Genomic DNA, 19,649 nt, shown 5'->3' on the forward strand with positions numbered 1-19,649 from the left:
AATAGAACATACATTAATCACTGTATGCTCTATTTTTCCTTATTTTTATCACTTTTCTTATCACTGATCGTCCTGTAAATTTGTGTATACATGCTCCCCTGCACAATATTTTCTAGAAAAAATTGACCAATCAGCTTTCCATACTCTTCATCAATAGACATTTTTTTACTTTGCAGCTCCATCTCTGCCAGACCCTCGTAGGTTGATAGAAGTGCATATGTATGGTCCTCTCCTGAGATTGGTGATAGTATTTCAACCTTGTGATCATAATTTTCATTCCGGAACTTTTTAATTTCTTTTAGATTATCAATTCCCTCTTTAAATTTATCCTGTTTAATCTCAAATGTCTGACAAACAATCACTGACATGAAAAGCACCCCTAGAAAATATTTACCATACCTGCTTTTATCATACCCTGAGAGATTGAATTTATACTTGGCTTCCATTTAGAAAGTTTCCTTCATTACCATAAAAATCAAAAATCAGGAAATTTTCTTGGACTCTATCCCTGTTTAGCCTCATATGATGTACAAGTTAATGGCTATATAAGGGAGGGTGTTTTTCTGAACTTTAGTGTGATGTTCGGTTATATTATTCTAGGTTTTACATTAGCTGCACCAATTGGTCCAGTAAATTCTGCTCGTCTAGATAAAGGAATAAAAAACGGATTCTGGCATGCATGGATGGTAGGGGTCGGCTCCATGCTGGCTGATGGAATCTTTATGCTGTTAGTTTACTTAGGTCTGGTGAAATTTTTGCAAATACCCATCGTACAGATATTTTTGTGGCTATTTGGTGGATTTGTCTTAATTTACTCAGGGTTTGAATGTATTAAGAGCGTTACTCAGCTTACACTCTCCTATCACAGAGAGAAGGCCTCTTTCTTAAAAAGCTTCTTTATTGGTTTTATCATGTCCATTACAAGCCCATTGTCTGTCCTTTTTTGGTTAGGAATATATGGTTCAGTGCTGGCGAAAACAGCCCAAACATCTAGTACTGAAGCACTATTAATCTATAGTTTGATGATTTTTCTTGGACTTGCCTGCTGGGATATCTTTGTTGCAGCCTTATCAACCGGTCTAAGGAAATATCTTACCTTAAAAACGCTAAAAGCTATTTCTATTATTTCGGGTGCCTCATTAGTCGGGTTTGGATTGTATTTCGGATATCAAGGCTTGCGTAGTCTATTGGGCTAATAGTTTCTGAAAAAAAGGGAGTTATTCCTCCCATGTAAGGAATAACTCCCAGGTACTGCTTATAAAAATAATAATTCCTCTTGCTTTTGGTTTAAATGAGGCCAATGGATATGATCCTTTTTAAACGCTTTCCTGATATCGCGGTAAAACTGCTCATCTTGTAAAATTTGTAATGTGACATCCTTATAGACATGATAAAATTCTACCCGATTAAGAATTTGCTCTGCCGTTGGAATTTCCTTGTCAAGAAGCCATTCAACAAAAGCCCTGACTTCAGTTTCCTCAATGCTTTTATGATGAATATGTAGCAGGTGATTAGGTGGATTCTCCAGCATGATGGGAGTGAAATAATCGATTAACTCTTGTTTGGTTTTTTCTATTTGGGTATTTAATATATCGATAATCTCCCGTTTAAATTGTTCGATTCTGATACTGATTGTATGAAATTCTCTTTCGAATGAAGCTTTGTCCTTAACCAACATGACTCTTCCAAACTTTTTTGAAAGTGCTCTTGTATACCGTAACCGACAGGCTGCAACCTGTTCCTTCATGGGTTTTGTAAATTTTGAGAAATTCTCATGAAATAGTGGATAGGTTGCTTTCAGCTTGTCTCCTAATCGTGAATCTTGTGTTATTTGTAACAGCTCGACAGGAATCTTAATGGTTGTTTTCTCTAAACGAGCTCCATTGAATGTGATCTCGACAAATTGAATCATGCTTCTATATTCATCTAGCAATTGCTGCTCATTGACACTCTGGTTCATAGAATCTCCCTCCTTTTTCATTATCTAACGGTTATTAACAGGCTGTTATTCTATTAATATGAAGGAGTTCAGAAAATAATACAGAAAAATTACTAGAATGATGTGATTGGACAACTAACAAATAGAACCCTCTTAAAGAGGGTCATCTCACATTTTTTAATTGCTCGGGAGGGATTTTTTAGTGAAAAATTGCAGAATTACTTTAAACACAAAGCCTATTATAACACCAGGAATAACAAACAGTATGGGCAGCCACACAGGTCCTAACAGCTTCCCGAAAATCGTTAGTTTTGGTGATAGAATCAAGCCTACTGTTACAGAATAGGCCGAGAAAACGAAGGGCATATACATAAATGGTATATTCTTTCCAGGTATTGCTTTATAGCTATCCCACATGGCAAAGAAATATAGACAGGGATAAAACATTAACCATTGAAAATTCGTTACTTCAATTGCCTTTGTAATTTCACCATGAAAGCTAAACAGAATAGCAATATTAAATTTAGCTTGTACATTAATTAAAATCTCAAGAGCAACAAAGATAAATCCCTTAACAAAATTTCCGTTTATTAGCTGAGAAAAACCAGGTAACGCGATGCTCCATAATAAATTTTCAATTGTTTTCTCTTTATCCTTATTCATAGGTTTCACATTAGCTCATGATCGCTAAAAGTATATATTGTTTGTAAAAAATAGGGATTTGAGATGAAATAAGTCCAATAGGTTTGCTGTTCTTCATAAGTTCCTCCAATGCTTGTCAACTAACGTTTTTTACTAATTGATTATATGTAGGTTAGTATCCATATTTTTACATTGAATTATTCTTATTATTTTAGGATGGATTGGATGAGTTAATATGAACAGTTTAGAATCAAATTCGCCCGTCGAATTTGCGTCCGGATTACCTGAGCTCGCTCGGGTAAACTACCTTTAAAAAATCCGTGACATCCGCCGGAGGCATAACTTCATTCAGCCGGGGTTTGAACCCCCACTGAATCGAAGGACCATTTGCCTTCATCCCCCACTTGTAGAAGTGGAGGACTTCTGTACCTGTCGCAAGCTTTCGGTACAAAAAGCATTTGCTGAATGAAGTTGAATCGAGGCATAATCAACATATATGCAGACGAAGGTGAGCTCAAAACCCCCCACCATTCGCCTAATGGGGCTCTTACACCATTATAGGTTTGCCATTATTAACTAACCGATTACCTATAGTAACTATGACCTACAGAAAGTTTTTCTACGTGAAGTATTCTAATTTAGCATTAGGGAAAAATTTCTCCATATAGGTATATAGCTTACTTTTTAAATCCTCCTCCTCATCTTTTTGATAAATATATTTGCCGATTCCATATTTCCCCCATTTATATCTGCGCTTTTCTTCATCTAATTCTAGTTTTGTCATCGGATAATTTTTTTCAATCACTCTTTTTGCTGGCTTTGTAAAGCGATGCTGGATAAACTCAAAGGTAATATCCTTTCTGGCATCTTCCGGTAATTCTGCATCCAAGCGTTCAAACATATGATAATAGCCTTCCTCCCAGCCTTCATGCATATAAATCGGAGCAACGATAAAGCCTAACGGATACCCAGCACGCGCAACCTTTCCTGCTGCTTCAATCCGTTTTAGTAAAGGAGATGTTCCGGGTTCAAAATTCTTGATCACATAATCAGCATTGACGCTGAATCGAAATCTTGTTTTCCCATTATGCTTCGCATCAAGCAAATGGTCGACATGATGGAATTTAGTCACAAACCGCAGTTTTCCGTACTCAGATTCTCCAAAATGCTCGATGGCTCTTTTTAATGTGTGTGTTAAATGATCAATCCCAACAATATCAGAGGTACAGGCCGCTTCAAACCGTGTGATTTCAGGTGCCCTCTCGTCCATATATTTGTCAGCAGCCCCTAGGATTTCTTCGACGTTGACATAGGTTCGAATATAGGGCTTGCTGCCCATCGTGGTTTGTAGATAGCAATAATGACAATGACCCATACAACCGGTTGCAAACGGAATCGCATACTCCGCAGACGGCTTTGAGGTATCAAATTTAAGCGTTTTTCGAATTCCAACAACAAGCGTTGACTTGGCCACCCGGTATTTTTGTAAATCAGTATCACCCGGTAGATTTCTCACCTGGTTATGGGAAGTTGTATAACGTATCTCAACATTCATTTTTTCAAATTTTTCCTTTAATTCAATTCCAAGAGGATATTCCAATGCTTTCGGTTCAAAATAGACAAGCTTAGGAGTAAAAGGCTTCATCATTCCACTCCCCTCTAACATCTCCATAATAGTACTGATAGGCCTGATTAGCTTCTTCTTCCGTTCTATAGATGGCCGTTTCATTTGTTAAAGGGTAATAGGTTTCGTATAAAAACAAGGCTAGTTCTCCCGAACTCTCGGGGTTGTTGACAACAGCAGCTGCCTGAACATTTGCGACATCCTGGGTATGAGGATTTCGATAAAAAACATACACAATATCTCCAGCTTGATAGGCCTGGTTTTCATTGGCCAAATCCATTCCATCACCTTTTTCCAAATAAATTTTGTTCTGCTATAGATTACAATATTAAAATTTTGCCTTGAATTCCTCTAATTATGTTTGCTCGTTTATGGTAAAAGTGTTAAACAGAGGCATTTTTATTCAATTAAATGGTTCGTTTAAACCGATGGTTTTAGCTAATAATAAATTTGGTTCATCTATAATATTAGGAATGGAGTTGAGGTAATGGAGGCTGGAAATTCTACAGAATCCGCTTTATTAAAATACAAGGAAGGTCTTGGGGCATTTACACAGAAGATGCCTGAGTTTGCAAGTAAATTCAATGACTTTACGGAGGAATGCTTTAAAGCGGGAACCCTAACTCAACGGGAAAAGCAATTAATCGCTCTAGGAATTAGTCTTCATGCACAGGATGAATATTGTATCATTTACCATACAAAGGGATGTCTCGACCAAGGCTGTTCAGAGCAGGAAATCCTTGAAGCAGTAGGCGTTACAGCAGCGTTTGGCGGCGGGGCATCGATGAGCCAGGGTGTAACACTTGTTCAGGAATGTATTCAGGAATTAAACCAAATGATGCAGTAATTTGTGATTTCTTTAATAGGTAGTACCAGCGCTTAAGGATGCGGTACTACCTATTTTATATAGGTTCTTGCTTATCATTCAATTTACATAAAAAAGGATTGCACACTAGGCACATTCCTTTTTTATATAAATATTAAGAATTCAGGTCAAAAAGACCTGGACTGTGTTCATTCGGCATGTCAGGCAGCACGGGAACCGGATAGCCCTGTGGCGGCGGAACAACCTGCAGATTTCCGTCCTCTCTACTAGGTGATTCCCCTTGGAAAATTTGCCCTATTAGGCTATCATCCAATCTGAAATTGAATTGTGCATTATGGAAGCCCATTTCTACATATTTACGGCATTCTGGATATTTATTGATATCATAGTTTGGTACAGGAAAAATCTGGCCCCAATTTACCCCAAGAGTCTCTAAAGCCTTTGCAAAGGCATTTTGATGGGCATTATCGCGAACAATCAAAAACGCCAACGTTTCTCTAAAGGTCTTATTTGAACTCATTTCATAAATCCGTGTTTTTTGCAGTACGCCTGTTGATTCTAATACTACATTATCCAATAAGTCGGCAACAAGGTTTCCATGATTGTATACATAGTTTCCATTCCATGGATTACCGGCAGCATCGACTGGCAGAGAGCTTTGTGCACCCATTATATAATGATGAGGGTTTGCGTGCTCTTTAACGGCATCCTCTAGAGGAGCTGCAGAACTTCCCCCTGCACCGACCGCTTCCTCACCTGAACCATTCAATAGCTGGTTGATGGTCGTCTGCACGAGTTCAACATGACTGATTTCTTCTAGAAAGATGCCGCGGATAAGATCACGAAATGGCTTTGCATTACCACGAAAGTTTGAACTTTGAAAGAAAAATTGCATCATCGTACGCATCTCGCCAAATCTGCCGCCCAATGTTTCCTGCAGTACCTTAGCGGCAGCAGGGTCTGGTTTATCAGGCACGATGATATTAATTAAATCTTCTTTGTAGAAATACAAAATGAAATACCTCCCTTTAATAAGTTACTAAAATAGTTTTTCCTAATAAATGGCGCTTATCCTGTTCATGAGGTTTGTAACTTATTGGAAGGTAAGTCTTTTATTCTGCTATATTCGTCATCATATCACTAGCCTTTGGTACTGTTTTAATTAATCCTGCTTCCTTCAGCCATTTGGCTGTTTCCTTCCATGACTGTTCGTCCTGTGAACCAAAGACAGCCCCTTCTTCTTCCATTTTTGGCAGCAATACCTGAAGACTTTCCTTTTCAATCGCTTCCTCTAATGGGAAGTTCACTTGATCTTGATTCGTTAAAAGGATATTTAGGGCTTCGTCTGGATTTTGTTTCATAAACTGATAGCCTTTTTCAGCTGCTTTCCAGAATGCTTGAATAGCATCCTTTTCTTTTTCCAGCGTTTCATCGCTTGTGACAAGAACAATTTCATTATAGGCCGGCACACCATAATCAGTTGGATTGAAGTATCGCGTTTTAAATCCCTTATGGTTTAAGACAGGTACTTCATGATTTATGAAGGCACCGCTGACAGCATCTACATTTTCCGTTACAAGTGAGGAATTTAATTCGAAGCCAATGTCAAGAATATTGACCTCTTCAATGTCTCCGCCATCGTGCGTTATCATTGTTTCAAGGATTGCCTCATTTAAAGGTATACCTGGATAACCTACTTTCTTCCCTTCTAAATCCTTCGGTGACTGAATTGAACTATCTTCTGCAAATACAACATGGTTTAAAGGTGAACGTACAATAGAAGCAACGGACTTAACCGGAATATTCTCATTTGCACGCGCCATGATCACATCAGGCTGATAATATAATCCTAATGTTACTTTACCTGCAGCTGCTAAATTTAATGGATCAGTCGGATTTGCCGGGAATTGAATATCAACCTTTACTCCCTCGTCCTCGAAATAGCCCTTTTCCTCTGCTACATATAAATAACTATGGACCGCATTCGGATACCAATCGAGCATGATGCTGACTTCCTTCAGCTCCTTGCCATCGGCTTCATCCTTTCCATTACCAGAGCTTTGCGAAGCATTACTCCCGCCACAGGCTGCTAACAATAAAACAAAGACAATACTTATAAGCATGAATACATGTTTTTTCATGATTCTTTTCTCCATCCTAAACATATTTTTTCTAACCATGTCACCAGTAAAAATAAGAGAATTCCAATAATCGATAGTAATACAATCGGAGCAAATACAGCTGCTCCGTCCATCTGTGTCATCATTCGCCGGCTGAAATAACCAAGTCCTGATTCCGCACCAAGCCATTCACCAATGGCAGCCCCAATGACACTGACGGTAACAGCCACCTTTAAACCCGAGAAAAAAGATGGCAGTGCGGATGGTACAGCTAATTTAAAAAAGATATCCTTTTTGGACGCCCCCATTGTCAGTAGCAATTCCTTTATATCCTTATTTGAAGAACGAAGGCCATCAAAGGTACTAACGGTTAATGGGAAAAAGGTAATCAAAAAGGTGACAAATACCTTACTCCAAATGGAATAGCCAAACCAAACGACAAAAATGGGTGCTAACGCGATGGTCGGAATCGTCTGTGAAGCAACAATCAGCGGATAAAAGGCTTTTTCCGCAATTTTACTCATGTTCATCCATACAGCAAGGCCTACACCAATCAGGATGGAAATAAGCAGACCAATGACGATGATTAATAAGGTAGCTGGAAGATGCTCGAACAGCAATATTATTTTTAACTCCCAGAGCTTCAATAAAATATCTATCGGTGACGGCAGGATAAAACTTTTATTATACATTCGTGCCCCGAATTCCCAACCAATCATCAGAATGAATACGAGGATGGTGGATGCAATATAGGATTTCATGCTGTTCATACGACCACCTTCGTTCGAAGCTGGTCAATCAACTGTTCCTTTAAAGTGATAATCTCAGGTCTACTAATATCTCGAATAGTACGCGGACGTCCGAGTGGAATGTTAACCTCTTTTATAGAAGTTATCGGTTTATTTTGTAATACCACAATTCGATCTGACAAAAATAGAGCTTCATCTACATCATGGGTAATAAATAAAATCGTTTTCTTCCGTTTCAACCATTGCTGGACTAGCCATTCCTGCATGGTTAACCTTGTTATAGCATCCAGTGCACTGAACGGCTCGTCCAGTAATAAAATATTGGACCCACTTAAGCTCGTTCTCAAAAAGGATACCCTCTGTCTCATACCGCCTGATAGATTACTTGGCAGAGCATTTTCTTGGCCTTCTAAGCCAAAATCATGGAGCAGCGCTTTGACCCGTTGTTGGGCTTCCGACTTTTTCATTCCTTTAATTTCTAATGGAAGCACCGCATTTTCCAATACAGTCCTCCACGGCATTAACAAATCCTGCTGCGGCATATAACCGACTGTACCTAAACGATTCTTAATGTTTTCTCCATTTAAGAGAATCGTTCCCTCTTTGGGCTGCTCCAGTCCGGTGATTAATCGGAATATCGTGCTTTTTCCTGAACCGCTGGGTCCAATGATGCTAACAAATTCTCCCTCTTGAATTTGGAATTGGATTCTATCCAGGATTGGCTGTTGCTTNCAGTAATAAAATATTGGACCCACTTAAGCTCGTTCTCAAAAAGGATACCCTCTGTCTCATACCGCCTGATAGATTACTTGGCAGAGCATTTTCTTGGCCTTCTAAGCCAAAATCATGGAGCAGCGCTTTGACCCGTTGTTGGGCTTCCGACTTTTTCATTCCTTTAATTTCTAATGGAAGCACCGCATTTTCCAATACAGTCCTCCACGGCATTAACAAATCCTGCTGCGGCATATAACCGACTGTACCTAAACGATTCTTAATGTTTTCTCCATTTAAGAGAATCGTTCCCTCTTTGGGCTGCTCCAGTCCGGTGATTAATCGGAATATCGTGCTTTTTCCTGAACCGCTGGGTCCAATGATGCTAACAAATTCTCCCTCTTGAATTTGGAATTGGATTCTATCCAGGATTGGCTGTTGCTTTAGATCATAATGAAAGGTTACTCCATTAAATTCTAGTGCTGGATTATTCATCGCCCGGCCACATTTCTTTGTGATACGCCATATCCCAGAATAAATATTCAAATCGGGTTGTGTTTAGAAAGATTTTTTCTAGCTGACGAAGCTCAGGCTCAGGCTTTCCTGCCGTCAATTTATCTAATAAATCAATACACCACTCTGCTGTTTGGCCAAATTCCTTTGAGCTGTACATGGTAATCCAATCCCCATACCATTCATGATCCGATGCACCAGGAATTTCACTCAAGCTTTTTCCAATTTCCCAATAGCTCCATGCACATGGTAGAAGGGCTGCCACTAACTCAGCCAGTGTTCCATTTTGCGCAGAATGAAGCATGTAATGGGTATAAGCAAGTGTGACCGGAGAGGGATCTGCATGCTCCAACTCCTCCTCTGAAATGCCAAACCGCGCAGCATACTGACGGTGTAGTGACATCTCTTCATTCACAGTCGAATGTAATAAAGCAGAGAATATCTTCATATCTTCAATATCTGTCGCTTTTACAGCCCCTAAGGCAAATAGCTTGGCATAATCAATCAAATATAAATAATCCTGAATCATATAGAAACGGAACTTATCTCTATCCAATGTTCCTGCCCCCATTTCCTGTACAAAAGGATGGACGTGATTTTTTCGCCAAATAGGCTGTAGCTTTTCATGTAAACGCTCAGAAAACTTCATTCTTTGATAACTCCTATTCTCACGATTTATTTTTTCGTATGACACCATTGATAAATAAACGTCAATATTACCTTTGTAAACCTCACGAGCTGTTCAATGGATAGTTGTTCGTTGACAGCATGCGCATGATGAAGATGTCCGGGACCATAGATTGCTGCCGGAATTCCGGCAGCACCAAACCAGCCACCATCCGTGACAGTTGTTGAAACATCTAGTGCAGCAGCTTCTTTCAGAACACTTTCATGTGAATGCATTAGAGCTGCGACAGCAGGGTGCTCGGGATCGACTTCAAGAGAAGGAAAAATTTCACCTTGATCTTCAATCATAGAGGAGCCGCCCCATTCAAAAATTGGAGGATTTTCCCGTAACCATGGGTCTGACTGTGCCACGGAAAGAATATGCTCCTCGATTTCTCTAGCAACCTGCTCATATGTTTCATTTGGATAAAAATGAACCGTAATCCATAACCGACATTCATCTGCAATAAAGGCAGCATGTCTTCCCCCTTCAATGACGGCAGGGTTAATGGTGTTGGTTCCTGCTGGAAAGCCTGGATAGCTTTTCATAACAGCCCAATGTCTTTCTAGCTCCTGCAGGCCTTGCATAATTTTCATCATTTTTTCAATGGCACTGGCTCCAAAAAGCTTTCCCCCGGCATGGGTCATTTCTCTTCGTGTTGCATCATGGAAGGTCTTCTTGCTTTTGACGGTAATCCAGCCAGTAATTACCCCGCCTTGACCTTGTATATGTAAATCACTTGTATCGACAACAACGGCAAAATCAGCCTTATATCCTCTTTTACAGCATTCCAATGTACCTGCTTCCCCTACTTCTTCCCCGATAACAGATTGAAAGGTCAGGTCACCTGGTAGCTCAATTCCGGCTTCATGAAGCAGCTGGATAGCAAATAACGCGCCGGCAAGACCACCCTTCATATCAGCAGCTCCCCTGCCTATTACGGCTCCATCTTGAATAATAGGAGAAAATGGATCTAATACCCATTCTTCATCTTCATTGATTTCGGCTACATCGATATGACCATTAATGATGAGACTTTGAAAATAGTCTGATTCACTGCCTTTTAAGACACCAACAACATTGGGGTCGCCTGGATATACATCCCATTGGTCAACCTTAAAGCCTCTTTCTTTTAGAAATGCGGAGACAAATCGCTGAGCTTCCTCTGTATTCCGGGCAGGCGGTGCAGGTGTTTTATAGCGAATTAATCTCTCTAGTAATTGAATAAGCTCTTCTTTTCGGTCTTCAACCTGATTTAGCAGCCCTTGTAAAGAATTTTCCATGCATAATCTTCCTCCTGATGACAATAAAAAAACCACTTCTCACATGAAAGAAGTGGTTTTCTGATTATCACATTGTTAATTCCATATACATACGTGTATAAAGACAACGATCTACCACTTTCCTTCGCTAGCATTACCTAGTGCAGGTTCAAGGGTTAAGGCCAATGCCTCTCTCAGCTTCAAAAGCACCCCTAGTGTTACTTGGTTAATAAAATTGTATATTCATATAGTTACATAATTTGGAGAGTAAATCAATAGCTTTATTTGATTTTTAATACTATTCGTATAATCTGGTGCCATACACTGATATTAGTGTATGGCTGCTTTGATTTGTTTTGTGTAGAAAAAGCGAACGATGAAAAAGTAAATCACTTGGATTACAAAGAAAACACCTAACACAATAACGGATTCTTTAAACAAATTATAATTGAACATATGAGAAAGTGCAGTAAGTGCTACGGCCCCATGGATAAGCGCCACAATAATGGGTGCGAAGAAAAGTATTGCTGTTTGTCTGTTCAACACCTTTTTTAATTCTTTTTCAGTTAAACCCATTTTGGCTATTGCTTTAAATTTTTGTTTGTCTTCGTCTAAGTCCGTGTAGAGGCGGAAATAAAGAAAACTCCCAGCAGAAACGAAAAAGACAATTCCGATGAACAACCCTACAAACATGATCGGTCCATATGTCTTATTTATCTGATAAACTTTATATTCACCAACGGTAATTTCATGCGGTAGTAGTTCCTCATACAAGGTTTCAGAAGCTTTTAAAACATTTTTTTCTCCATCTATGGCTTGCCATGCATGAAAGCTTATTTCTTCATTAGGAGTGGGAAGCTTTTCGTAATCATGATCTGTGATAACATAATAAGAATTAGGTGCAGGTAAGGCTCTTGAATAAATGACTTCATTTGGTTTCAATGTTACACCTGAGTTCAACTCAATCGTTTGGTTCATTAACTCTTCTGTCTGTCCATAAGCCACTCCTTCAAATTCTGCGACTACTATCTGTCCATCCTGAAGCTCAATCTTTTCTTCTCCAATCAAGTCTGCAAATCGGTTATAATCAGACTGCTTAGCTATTAAAACACTGGGACCTTTACCTATTTCATAGTATCGGAGCATCATCTGGGCTTTGTTTGTCTCAATTTGTGCGTCACTTAATGTTTTATTAATGAAAGATACATCTTGTTCTTCATTATCCTCAAATTCCATGTAGGTAAGCGTGTTGGGGGTCATTATTTTTGTTCCTTCTGTAAGTAACGTTTGAAATCCAAATAATGTCCCAATCGCACTGAACGCTACAGTCGAAACCATCGCTACCATGAAGAAAGTCCGTGCATTATCTTTCATTCGAAAGGAAAGATCAGAAAAGAGAAGCATATTTGTTTTATACCAGAAAATAGTATCCTTCTTCTTTAGTCGGTGTATCACAAAAACACTTAATTGCGTAAACAAAAGATAGGTTCCAAACATAACCACAATGATAACCGGAATCATCGCTGCGATGACGGTCATTCCCTTTACTAGTAAGGCAACACCATAACCAATTGCTAGCAAGGCTGCAGCCAGAATCGTTAAAAAGAGATTTGCCTTTGGCTCTCCCTTTGACTGTTTATCGCTTTTAATTAACTCAATTAATTTCTTACTTCGAAGAATATAGGAAACAAATAAAGAGATAAAGAAAAATAAGACAATAAACGAAATAAAGGTTAACAGGATGGCTAGTATCGGGATATAAAAATGTAGGTTTTCAATGATTAAAACATTTTCAGCCAATAATAATATCCCTTTAGCGAAGACTAGTCCAAGCCCAATGCCGCTGATGGTCGCAAAAAAGCCAATCACCATATTTTCCAGGAACACCATCGAACGGATTTGTCGCATCGACATCCCTTGCATCATCAATAAACCAAATTCCTTTTTGCGAGACTGTAAAAAAGAGCTCATGGAATATAAAATGAAGAAAAAGGAAAACACATAAATAATTCCCGCCGCCGTCATCATGCCTGTTTTGACATGTTGGTTCATTTCATTCCCGCTTAACACAGGATGGAATGAAAAAAGCGCAAAAGCAAAAAAGACCATGACAGTAAACAGGCTGCTTAGGAAGTAGGCTGCATATAGACGCTTATTACGAATTACATTATTAAACGCGAATTGACGAAAGGTCATGTGCATTCCCTCCCATCAAGGAAAGTGTATCAATAATCTTCTGGAAAAAAGCTTGTCGATTCGCACCACGGTGAATCTCTGAATAAAATTTCCCATCACGGATAAAAACGACTCGATTACAATAACTCGCCGCTAGCGGATCATGAGTTACGAGCATCATCGTCGTCCGCTCCTTTTGGTTAATCGATTCAAGCATTTCCATTACGGCCTTAGATGACTTTGAATCAAGATTTCCAGTTGGCTCATCGGCCAGCAATAGCTTGGGAGTATGAATCATCGCCCTGGCAACTGCCGCTCTTTGGGCCTGCCCGCCAGAGATTTCATAGGTTCGTTTCTCCATGATTTCGACAATGCCAAGCTTTTCCGCAATCGCATTGGCCTTCTCCTTCATCTCCTTTACCTTTTTTCCATCCAATGTCAATGGAAGTACTATATTTTCTTCAACCGTTAAGGTGTGGAGAAGATTAAATTCCTGAAAAACAAAGCCTAATTCCCGGCGGCGGAATTTCGCTAGGTCCTCCTTTTTTAATAAATGTGGATTTTTTCCGTTTATGAAAATTTCACCCGTTGTCGGTTCATCAATGGTGGCAATCATATTAAGTAACGTAGTTTTTCCACTTCCTGATGGTCCCATAATTCCAACAAACTCACCTGCTTCAATGGTTAAGTCTATATTTGTTAAAGCCCGGTAGGCGACGTTTCCTTCATAAATTTTACTAACCTGCTTTACATTCAGCATCACTAGATCCCCTTTCAACCATTTCATTTGATCTGTGATTAGTATATCGTTAATTACCCTGCCTTAACGATCGATTCTTCTTTCAGTATCCTTACATGTTTGTAAGGTTTTGTGTGGCAGGAAAGACAATACGAAAACTCGATCCTTCACCGACGATTGAATGATAGTCGATTCGATGTCCTAGATGCTCGGCCGCTTCCTTGGTTAAAAACAGTCCCATTCCGGTTGACTCTCTAAATTTACGTCCGTTTTCACCTGTATAGAATGGATCAAAAATTCGCTTCTTATCCGCCTCCGGAATTCCGACACCGAAATCAGTAACCTCTAAGACAGCTTCATTTCCTTTTTCATAAATAGAGATAATGATGCTGTTCATTCCATTAGAATATTTGACTGCATTATGTATAAGCTGTGTAAGCATGAAAAACAGCCATTTTTCATCGGTTTCAACGGTAATCCCTACATGGTCTGCCTTAAGCTTTGGGTAGACATGATTCCGAATATAAAAGCGTTTATTGTCACGATTAACTTCATGAACAATGTCAGCAAGAATGACAGGCTTGATATGAAAATCCTGCTCAATGGAGCGCAGACGAGCCATGTAGAGAATCGTATTTAAGCCATTTTTCATTCGCTCTGTTTCTTCGCGAATATTGGAGGAGTCAGGTTCATCTAAATTTTGTGCTGTCAATTCAATCACAGAAAGCGGTGTTTTCATCTGATGAACCCATTGATCCATAAACTTTAAGTGTTCATTTTGCTGTTTTTCTAATTGTTTGATTTGCTTTTGATAGAGCTTATATTGATTTTTTAATAGGCTGTCAAGGGCTTCAGAAATCGGAGTCTGTTCTGTTTTTTGCAAGGAAGCGTCAAGAGATTCGAGTGGCTGATTCAGTCGTTTGTAGAACTTTTTCCGACTAGTATAGTAGTATGTAAGATAACAGCCTAGAAAAAAACAGCCAAGAAACAAGGCATAAAGAGCTGTACTAATGTGTTGATGGCCAGCTAGCCAGTAAATAGAAATCAAAATAAAAAATTGCAATAGCTGTACAATTATTAACAATGAATACTCTTTAAAAAATAACTTCATTTCTCATCAATCCTTGACCAGGAGATGTTTAGCCGGTAGCCTGCACCCCTTACGGTTTCCACTGCGTCCTTAATCCCTAACTCGAGAAATTTCTTTCGTACTCTAGTAATATTGACATTTAGTGTATTTTCATCAACATATGTTTGTTCATCCCACAATTTTTCAAGTAGGTCCTCCCTTCCAGCGACCCGTGGAAAGCGGTCCATTAAGCTTTCGATAATATCAGCTTCTTTTTTGGTCAAGGAAGCAATGACGCCATTAAAGGAAATTTCTAGCCTTTCCGGATAGAGCTTAAGCCCTGCCTGTTCTATTATTCTCTCCTCTGTCTGCTTGCTATATTCTCCATATGCCCGGCGAAGGTGGCTGCGGATTTTGGCCATTACAATTTCCGTATGAAACGGCTTAGTGATAAAGTCATCCCCACCATTCTCCAATGCCATCACCTGATCCATTTCACCGATTCTTGCCGAAATAAAAATAACCGGACAAATCGATTCCTGACGTATTTGCCTGCACCAGTAATAACCGTCAAAGCTTGGCAAATTAATATCTAGCAGGACAAGGTCCGGTGTAGATTGACGAAAATCATCCATTATGTTGTCAAAGTTTGTTGCATGTGATACAGAATATCCGTATTTACTGATATGTGAGGTTAACAATTCAGCAATTTTAGGGTCATCTTCAATAATCATAATTTTGTGCACAAGAATACTCCTCTCATCATATAAAAAAGGCTAATAAGTTCTTAGCTTATTTTATCATTTTTCAATTATGTTGTTTAAGAAATACCATATACACATGAAAGGACCGACCCAAGAGAGCCGGTCCATCCACTTCTTTTAAAAAAAGGATCAAAGCATCATAAAGTAAAAAGCAAAAACGACTGCAATGATAATGACAAATGCACCTAGCACAACAACCGTAGTTTTAGGAGTACGGAAGGTTTGCTGATTGATCGCATTAATTTTTCTTATGTAGGCAATCGTTGCCAATAGAATCGTGATAATACCAAGTCCTACCGAAGAGAGGCCGATAATGTTAGCCAAATAGTCACTTATTGGCGACAATCCTGACCTAATATTAAAGTGCAGGTTTGTCACAAGAAAACCAACGCCAATGATCGCTATGGCTGTTCGTAGCCAGGCTAAAAAGGTTCGTTCATTTGCTAAATGCTGCTGAATATATTTTGAATCAATTGTCTGAGGGTTTTCCTTATGTTTGAAGGTTTTATCATGATTCATTCGTTTCACGCTCAATTTTTAGTAAATAAGATTATTTAAAATTATACTCCGTTACAATCTTTTCTCTATCAGTAATTTGATCGTTATAATATTCATACAAACAAATACCTAGATAGGAACCAGAAATATTGTATACATTAGAATAACCTAAATGCTGCAGAGCTCTTACAACATTGTAGCTTCTTTGACCGCTTCGGCAGTGAATATAAACGGGCTGATTATTAGGAATTTCATCTAAACGCTGTCTAAACTTTTTTTATTCATCACTATCCTCCTAGTTTTCTATTTTCGCTTTGTTTACCCATGACATCAAGCCGTAAGCCCTGTTTGTTACGTCAAATCCTCTTTGGGTCAAAAATTCACATGCCATACTGCTCCTGCTACCTGAATGGCAGGCTATATAATAGTGTTGATTTTTGATTAAATCATTTAGACTATCTGGAATATGACGTGCTCCCTGGATTTCCCATTTAGCAACTTCTCCATTGATTTTTCATTACTATGATTCCAAAATAGTGGATATATAATCGTGGATATTAATATTGAAAAGAAGTAGAAGAAAATGAACGGCGAAGTATAAGAAGAAGGAATTATGGCAAATTAAGTTTAGGTAATGCGAGGAGGAATAATGATGAAACACCTATGGGCCATATTGATAAAGCTTGCGGTTGTTGGAACGGTTGTCTTATCTGTATACGGCATTTTTGATCCTGCCTTTTTTACACTTGTGATGATGTCTGTATTCACTACCCTTGTTTCCTATTTTGCTGGAGATTTGTTTGTCCTTCGTAGAATGGGTAATTTTGCAGCTACTCTTGGGGATTTTGTTCTTTCGTTTGGGATCCTCTGGGTGATGAGTTTTTTATTTATTGATACAAATATTAATCGGCTGACTGCTTCCTTAATAGCCGCTTTCTCCATAGCGGTTATTGAAGTGCTATTCCATTTATATGTCAAAAGACATATTTTGTCTGACTCAGAGGACAGCTATATACCAGGTGTAACTCGAGAAGATCGTTTTGCAACCGAGTTCTCTGAAGAACTGAATGATCAAAAGATAAAATCAAATAAAAATAATAAGTAGAGTTTCTCAATACACAAAAGCCTCCTTTTAGCTGTAAAAAGCGACTTACTTTGTTTTATATTTCTAGGACAAAGAAAAGGGAACCATCATGGGCTCCCTATTCCTGCTTTATCCTTTTTTAATCCAAAAATAACAGTATATCGTCATTATCTTCATGTTTTAATAATTCATGTCCGCCTGATTTTACCCAAGCTGTCAGGTCATTTTTTGCTCCTTTATCTGTTGTATGAACTTTAAGAATTTGACCGGATTCGATTTCTCCAATGGCTTTTTTGTTTTAACGATTGGCATGGGGCACGCAAAGCCTTTTGCATCTTACAGTCTCTCCGTTTTGTAACCTCTTTTGATGTCATTACATTTATAGTCACGTCCATTTACCCATATAGGTATATTAAAGATAAAAAAATAACCTACTTTATCTCGCTATAAATCATTCTTACCCCTAATAGGTCCGATTTTTATATCAAGATAATTACGAATTAATACTTGTTGTTATACCCTTCCATTGGCTCATACCAGGTACAACATTAACTACATGAGAAAATCCATTTTCCACTAATTTTTGTGCCGCTAAATCACTTCTATTGCCTGTACGGCAAACCAAATAGATTTCATTTTCTTTGTTTAGTTCATGTAATCGTTCGTCTAATTCACCTAATGGAATCGAGATGGCAGATGATATATGTTGAAAGGCATACTCCGCAACTTCTCTTACATCAAGAACAACTACGTTTTCATTCCCTTCCTCGAGCTTCTTTTCAAGTGCTTCATTATGAATGACATGCGGATATTTTTTCTCGTTCATTTCATCATTAGAGGATTTCCGTAAATAGTGCTTCAGCACTTCATTTTCCTCTATAGTGCCTAAATATTGATGGCCTGAGCTGTCAGCCCATGCTTTAATATCTGATTTTGACCCTTTATCTGTTGCTTGAACCTCTAATATTTGTCCTGCCTCTAGAGTATTCATCGCTTTTTTCGTTTTAACAATAGGCATTGGACATGCTAAGCCTTTTGCATCTAGAACAAGGTTTACTTTTATATTATTATTCATAGGTTTATCCTCCTGACTTCATTCAAAGGTGGTGTATTTTGGTTCCCTTCCCAGGCTGTTAATTAAGACCAAGCATTCATGCCGCCTTTAACATTTGTCACTTTTGTAAATCCTAATTTTTTTAACTGCTTACTAGCTTTTTGGCTTCTCATACCACTTTGGCAGATGACAATAACTTCTTTATCCTTCGAAAGTTCTTTTTCTGCTTTTTGAGAAAGCTGATGGAGCGGTATATTTTTAAAGCCTCTGATACTTCTTCCCTTATATTCACCAGGTGTTCGAACATCAATAAACTGCTTGTTTTTGCTATTTAATTCATTTTTTAATTCGATTGTTGAGATATTTTTAACACCTTTAACTGGAATCAAACGTTGTATGATAAGAAAAAGAAGAATGGCTAAAAGGATATAATTTAAATAATCCATGATTTTTAGTACCTCCAAGTAGTTTTTGGGGAAGCGTTCTCCCCCACCTCTTATCAAATTCGCCCGTCGAATTTGCGTCCGGATTACCTGAGCATGCTCGGATAAACGACCTTTAAAAAATCCGTGACATCCGCCGGAGGCTTAACTTCATTCAGCCGGGGTTTGAAACTCCACTGAATCGAAGTACTATTTGCATTCATCTCCCACTTGTAGAAGTGGAGGACTTCTGTACCTGTCGCAAGCTTTCGGTACAAAAAGCATTTGCTGAATGAAGTTAAATAAATAAGTTTACATTTCCTTCTTGAGCATCTGCTAGATAGGCAGCAACCCCGGCATATTCAATGTTATCCAATAGTTCTTCCTGCTGCAGACCTAAAAGGTCCATTGTCATTGTACAAGCAACTAATTTAACCTCTTGCTCTTGAGCCATTTCAATTAGTTGTGGAAGAGGCATTGCATTATGCTTTTTCATAATATCTTTAATCATTTTTGGTCCAAAGCCGGCAAAGTTCATTTTTGAAAGTCCCATTTTGTCTGGACCTTTTGGCATCATTTTGCCAAACATTTTTTCCATGAAGTTCTTTTTCACTTCTATATTTTCATCTTTACGAAGTGCGTTTAATCCCCAAAATGTATGGAATATCGTTACTTCATGATCATAAGCAGCTGCTCCATTAGCAATTATATAGGCTGCCATCGCCTTATCATAATCTCCGCTAAATAAAACAATTGTTGTCTTCTTTCTTTCTGTCATGTTGTACCTCCAA

At 38.6% G+C, this 19,649-nt stretch carries 23 protein-coding genes, 2 pseudogenes and 1 riboswitch; of the genes and pseudogenes, 3 read left to right on the forward strand and 22 right to left on the reverse strand.

The window, feature by feature from the left end; genetic code table 11:
• Positions 1-29: 29 nt before the first annotated feature.
• Positions 30-368 (reverse strand): hypothetical protein, encoded by a 339-nt coding sequence (locus tag BQ5321_RS13300; RefSeq protein ID WP_071396910.1) that lies wholly within the window; start codon positions 366-368, stop codon positions 30-32.
• Positions 369-578: 210 nt separating this feature from the next.
• On the opposite strand from BQ5321_RS13300, the gene BQ5321_RS13305 reads away from it, so the two are divergent.
• Positions 579-1,196, forward strand: coding sequence for a LysE family transporter (locus BQ5321_RS13305; RefSeq protein ID WP_071394942.1), 618 nt, complete (start codon positions 579-581; stop codon positions 1,194-1,196).
• Between the two features lie 59 nt (positions 1,197-1,255).
• Here BQ5321_RS13305 and BQ5321_RS13310 read toward each other — a convergent pair whose 3' ends face one another.
• The 4 genes from BQ5321_RS13310 to BQ5321_RS13325 all read right to left on the reverse strand — a co-directional run bounded on the left by BQ5321_RS13310 (position 1,256) and on the right by BQ5321_RS13325 (position 4,485).
• Positions 1,256-1,960 (reverse strand): hypothetical protein, encoded by a 705-nt coding sequence (locus tag BQ5321_RS13310; RefSeq protein WP_071394943.1) that lies wholly within the window; start codon positions 1,958-1,960, stop codon positions 1,256-1,258.
• Between the two features lie 156 nt (positions 1,961-2,116).
• Positions 2,117-2,602 (reverse strand): hypothetical protein, encoded by a 486-nt coding sequence (locus tag BQ5321_RS13315; RefSeq protein WP_071394944.1) that lies wholly within the window; start codon positions 2,600-2,602, stop codon positions 2,117-2,119.
• A gap of 598 nt (positions 2,603-3,200) precedes the next feature.
• On the reverse strand, positions 3,201-4,229 hold the full coding sequence (gene splB, locus BQ5321_RS13320) for a spore photoproduct lyase (protein WP_071394945.1): 1,029 nt from the start codon (positions 4,227-4,229) through the stop codon (positions 3,201-3,203).
• On the reverse strand, positions 4,207-4,485 hold the full coding sequence (locus BQ5321_RS13325; RefSeq protein WP_071394946.1) for a transcriptional regulator SplA domain-containing protein: 279 nt from the start codon (positions 4,483-4,485) through the stop codon (positions 4,207-4,209). Before BQ5321_RS13325 ends, splB begins: the two co-directional genes overlap by 23 nt.
• Positions 4,486-4,692: 207 nt before the next feature.
• Here BQ5321_RS13325 and BQ5321_RS13330 point away from each other — a divergent pair, with 207 nt between their 5' ends.
• Positions 4,693-5,052 (forward strand): carboxymuconolactone decarboxylase family protein, encoded by a 360-nt coding sequence (locus BQ5321_RS13330; RefSeq protein ID WP_071394947.1) that lies wholly within the window; start codon positions 4,693-4,695, stop codon positions 5,050-5,052.
• 133 nt (positions 5,053-5,185) lie between these two features.
• Here BQ5321_RS13330 and BQ5321_RS13335 read toward each other — a convergent pair whose 3' ends face one another.
• The 13 genes and pseudogenes from BQ5321_RS13335 to BQ5321_RS23770 all read right to left on the reverse strand — a co-directional run.
• Positions 5,186-6,043, reverse strand: a complete 858-nt coding sequence (locus BQ5321_RS13335; protein WP_071394948.1) for a manganese catalase family protein — start codon at positions 6,041-6,043, stop codon at positions 5,186-5,188.
• A 100-nt stretch (positions 6,044-6,143) separates the two neighbouring features.
• Positions 6,144-7,172 carry an ABC transporter substrate-binding protein gene (locus BQ5321_RS13340; protein WP_071394949.1) on the reverse strand — a complete coding sequence of 343 codons (1,029 nt, stop codon included), beginning with the start codon at positions 7,170-7,172 and terminating at the stop codon, positions 6,144-6,146.
• A complete protein-coding gene (locus BQ5321_RS13345; RefSeq protein WP_071396911.1) occupies positions 7,169-7,912 on the reverse strand; it encodes an ABC transporter permease in 744 nt (247 codons plus the stop codon). The genes BQ5321_RS13340 and BQ5321_RS13345 overlap by 4 nt, the downstream gene beginning before the upstream one ends.
• Before the next feature lie 5 nt (positions 7,913-7,917).
• Positions 7,918-8,655: an ABC transporter ATP-binding protein gene (locus tag BQ5321_RS13350; RefSeq protein WP_084786788.1), complete on the reverse strand. Its 738-nt coding sequence runs from the start codon at positions 8,653-8,655 to the stop codon at positions 7,918-7,920.
• Positions 8,609-9,106, reverse strand: a complete 498-nt coding sequence (locus BQ5321_RS23765; protein ID WP_084786790.1) for an ABC transporter ATP-binding protein — start codon at positions 9,104-9,106, stop codon at positions 8,609-8,611. The genes BQ5321_RS13350 and BQ5321_RS23765 overlap by 47 nt, the downstream gene beginning before the upstream one ends.
• Positions 9,099-9,773, reverse strand: coding sequence for a thiaminase II (gene tenA / locus BQ5321_RS13355; protein WP_071394950.1), 675 nt, complete (start codon positions 9,771-9,773; stop codon positions 9,099-9,101). Before tenA ends, BQ5321_RS23765 begins: the two co-directional genes overlap by 8 nt.
• Positions 9,774-9,799: 26 nt before the next feature.
• Entirely contained in the window at positions 9,800-11,074 is a 1,275-nt protein-coding gene (locus tag BQ5321_RS13360) for an acetylornithine deacetylase (protein WP_071394951.1), read from the reverse strand.
• Positions 11,075-11,176: 102 nt separating this feature from the next.
• A riboswitch (TPP riboswitch) is annotated at positions 11,177-11,277 on the reverse strand.
• A gap of 106 nt (positions 11,278-11,383) precedes the next feature.
• The gene (locus BQ5321_RS13365) at positions 11,384-13,249 is read right to left on the reverse strand and encodes an ABC transporter permease (RefSeq protein WP_071394952.1); all 1,866 of its coding nucleotides are present in this window, start codon (positions 13,247-13,249) and stop codon (positions 11,384-11,386) included.
• The gene (locus tag BQ5321_RS13370) at positions 13,224-13,988 is read right to left on the reverse strand and encodes an ABC transporter ATP-binding protein (protein WP_071394953.1); all 765 of its coding nucleotides are present in this window, start codon (positions 13,986-13,988) and stop codon (positions 13,224-13,226) included. The genes BQ5321_RS13365 and BQ5321_RS13370 overlap by 26 nt, the downstream gene beginning before the upstream one ends.
• 91 nt (positions 13,989-14,079) lie before the next feature.
• Entirely contained in the window at positions 14,080-15,078 is a 999-nt protein-coding gene (locus BQ5321_RS13375) for a sensor histidine kinase (RefSeq protein ID WP_071394954.1), read from the reverse strand.
• Complete coding sequence (locus BQ5321_RS13380; protein WP_071394955.1) at positions 15,075-15,782, reverse strand: response regulator transcription factor; 708 nt, start codon at positions 15,780-15,782, stop codon at positions 15,075-15,077. The genes BQ5321_RS13375 and BQ5321_RS13380 overlap by 4 nt, the downstream gene beginning before the upstream one ends.
• A gap of 147 nt (positions 15,783-15,929) precedes the next feature.
• Positions 15,930-16,319, reverse strand: coding sequence for a YidH family protein (locus tag BQ5321_RS13385; protein WP_071394956.1), 390 nt, complete (start codon positions 16,317-16,319; stop codon positions 15,930-15,932).
• Positions 16,320-16,350: 31 nt separating this feature from the next.
• Positions 16,351-16,572: pseudogene (locus BQ5321_RS23770) on the reverse strand (rhodanese-like domain-containing protein); the annotation flags it as partial.
• Between the two features lie 375 nt (positions 16,573-16,947).
• Here BQ5321_RS23770 and BQ5321_RS13390 point away from each other — a divergent pair.
• A complete protein-coding gene (locus BQ5321_RS13390) occupies positions 16,948-17,403 on the forward strand; it encodes a YndM family protein (RefSeq protein WP_159433433.1) in 456 nt (151 codons plus the stop codon).
• Between the two features lie 108 nt (positions 17,404-17,511).
• Here the strand turns inward: BQ5321_RS13390 and BQ5321_RS23775 are convergent.
• The 4 genes and pseudogenes from BQ5321_RS23775 to BQ5321_RS13405 form a co-directional block, all read right to left on the reverse strand.
• Positions 17,512-17,694 (reverse strand): annotated as a pseudogene (locus tag BQ5321_RS23775) (sulfurtransferase TusA family protein).
• Positions 17,695-17,875: 181 nt separating this feature from the next.
• Positions 17,876-18,457 (reverse strand): sulfurtransferase TusA family protein, encoded by a 582-nt coding sequence (locus BQ5321_RS13395; protein WP_071394958.1) that lies wholly within the window; start codon positions 18,455-18,457, stop codon positions 17,876-17,878.
• Between the two features lie 62 nt (positions 18,458-18,519).
• A complete protein-coding gene (locus BQ5321_RS13400) occupies positions 18,520-18,882 on the reverse strand; it encodes a rhodanese-like domain-containing protein (RefSeq protein ID WP_071394959.1) in 363 nt (120 codons plus the stop codon).
• 274 nt (positions 18,883-19,156) lie between these two features.
• On the reverse strand, positions 19,157-19,636 hold the full coding sequence (locus tag BQ5321_RS13405) for a DsrE/DsrF/DrsH-like family protein (RefSeq protein ID WP_071394960.1): 480 nt from the start codon (positions 19,634-19,636) through the stop codon (positions 19,157-19,159).
• Positions 19,637-19,649: the final 13 nt, after the last annotated feature.

This window comes from Bacillus tuaregi (assembly GCF_900104575.1).
GTDB classification, from domain to species: domain Bacteria; phylum Bacillota; class Bacilli; order Bacillales; family Cytobacillaceae; genus Bacillus_BD; species Bacillus_BD tuaregi.

What these genes read in the sequence shown, in the direction of transcription:
- BQ5321_RS13340 (WP_071394949.1), bottom strand. Translation starts at nt 7,172, where the DNA reads ATGAAAAAACATGTATTCATGCTTATAAGTATTGTCTTTGTTTTATTG.
- BQ5321_RS13385 (WP_071394956.1), bottom strand. Translation starts at nt 16,319, where the DNA reads ATGAATCATGATAAAACCTTCAAACATAAGGAAAACCCTCAGACAATT.
- BQ5321_RS13330 (WP_071394947.1), top strand. Translation starts at nt 4,693, where the DNA reads ATGGAGGCTGGAAATTCTACAGAATCCGCTTTATTAAAATACAAGGAA.
- BQ5321_RS13305 (WP_071394942.1), top strand. Translation starts at nt 579, where the DNA reads ATGTTCGGTTATATTATTCTAGGTTTTACATTAGCTGCACCAATTGGT.
- splB (WP_071394945.1), bottom strand. Translation starts at nt 4,229, where the DNA reads ATGATGAAGCCTTTTACTCCTAAGCTTGTCTATTTTGAACCGAAAGCA.
- BQ5321_RS13390 (WP_159433433.1), top strand. Translation starts at nt 16,948, where the DNA reads ATGATGAAACACCTATGGGCCATATTGATAAAGCTTGCGGTTGTTGGA.
- BQ5321_RS13400 (WP_071394959.1), bottom strand. Translation starts at nt 18,882, where the DNA reads ATGGATTATTTAAATTATATCCTTTTAGCCATTCTTCTTTTTCTTATC.
- BQ5321_RS13325 (WP_071394946.1), bottom strand. Translation starts at nt 4,485, where the DNA reads ATGGATTTGGCCAATGAAAACCAGGCCTATCAAGCTGGAGATATTGTG.
- BQ5321_RS13300 (WP_071396910.1), bottom strand. Translation starts at nt 368, where the DNA reads ATGTCAGTGATTGTTTGTCAGACATTTGAGATTAAACAGGATAAATTT.
- BQ5321_RS13365 (WP_071394952.1), bottom strand. Translation starts at nt 13,249, where the DNA reads ATGACCTTTCGTCAATTCGCGTTTAATAATGTAATTCGTAATAAGCGT.
- BQ5321_RS13370 (WP_071394953.1), bottom strand. Translation starts at nt 13,988, where the DNA reads ATGCTGAATGTAAAGCAGGTTAGTAAAATTTATGAAGGAAACGTCGCC.
- BQ5321_RS13345 (WP_071396911.1), bottom strand. Translation starts at nt 7,912, where the DNA reads ATGAAATCCTATATTGCATCCACCATCCTCGTATTCATTCTGATGATT.
- tenA (WP_071394950.1), bottom strand. Translation starts at nt 9,773, where the DNA reads ATGAAGTTTTCTGAGCGTTTACATGAAAAGCTACAGCCTATTTGGCGA.
- BQ5321_RS13395 (WP_071394958.1), bottom strand. Translation starts at nt 18,457, where the DNA reads ATGAATAATAATATAAAAGTAAACCTTGTTCTAGATGCAAAAGGCTTA.
- BQ5321_RS13375 (WP_071394954.1), bottom strand. Translation starts at nt 15,078, where the DNA reads ATGAAGTTATTTTTTAAAGAGTATTCATTGTTAATAATTGTACAGCTA.
- BQ5321_RS13310 (WP_071394943.1), bottom strand. Translation starts at nt 1,960, where the DNA reads ATGAACCAGAGTGTCAATGAGCAGCAATTGCTAGATGAATATAGAAGC.
- BQ5321_RS13405 (WP_071394960.1), bottom strand. Translation starts at nt 19,636, where the DNA reads ATGACAGAAAGAAAGAAGACAACAATTGTTTTATTTAGCGGAGATTAT.
- BQ5321_RS13360 (WP_071394951.1), bottom strand. Translation starts at nt 11,074, where the DNA reads ATGGAAAATTCTTTACAAGGGCTGCTAAATCAGGTTGAAGACCGAAAA.
- BQ5321_RS13315 (WP_071394944.1), bottom strand. Translation starts at nt 2,602, where the DNA reads ATGAATAAGGATAAAGAGAAAACAATTGAAAATTTATTATGGAGCATC.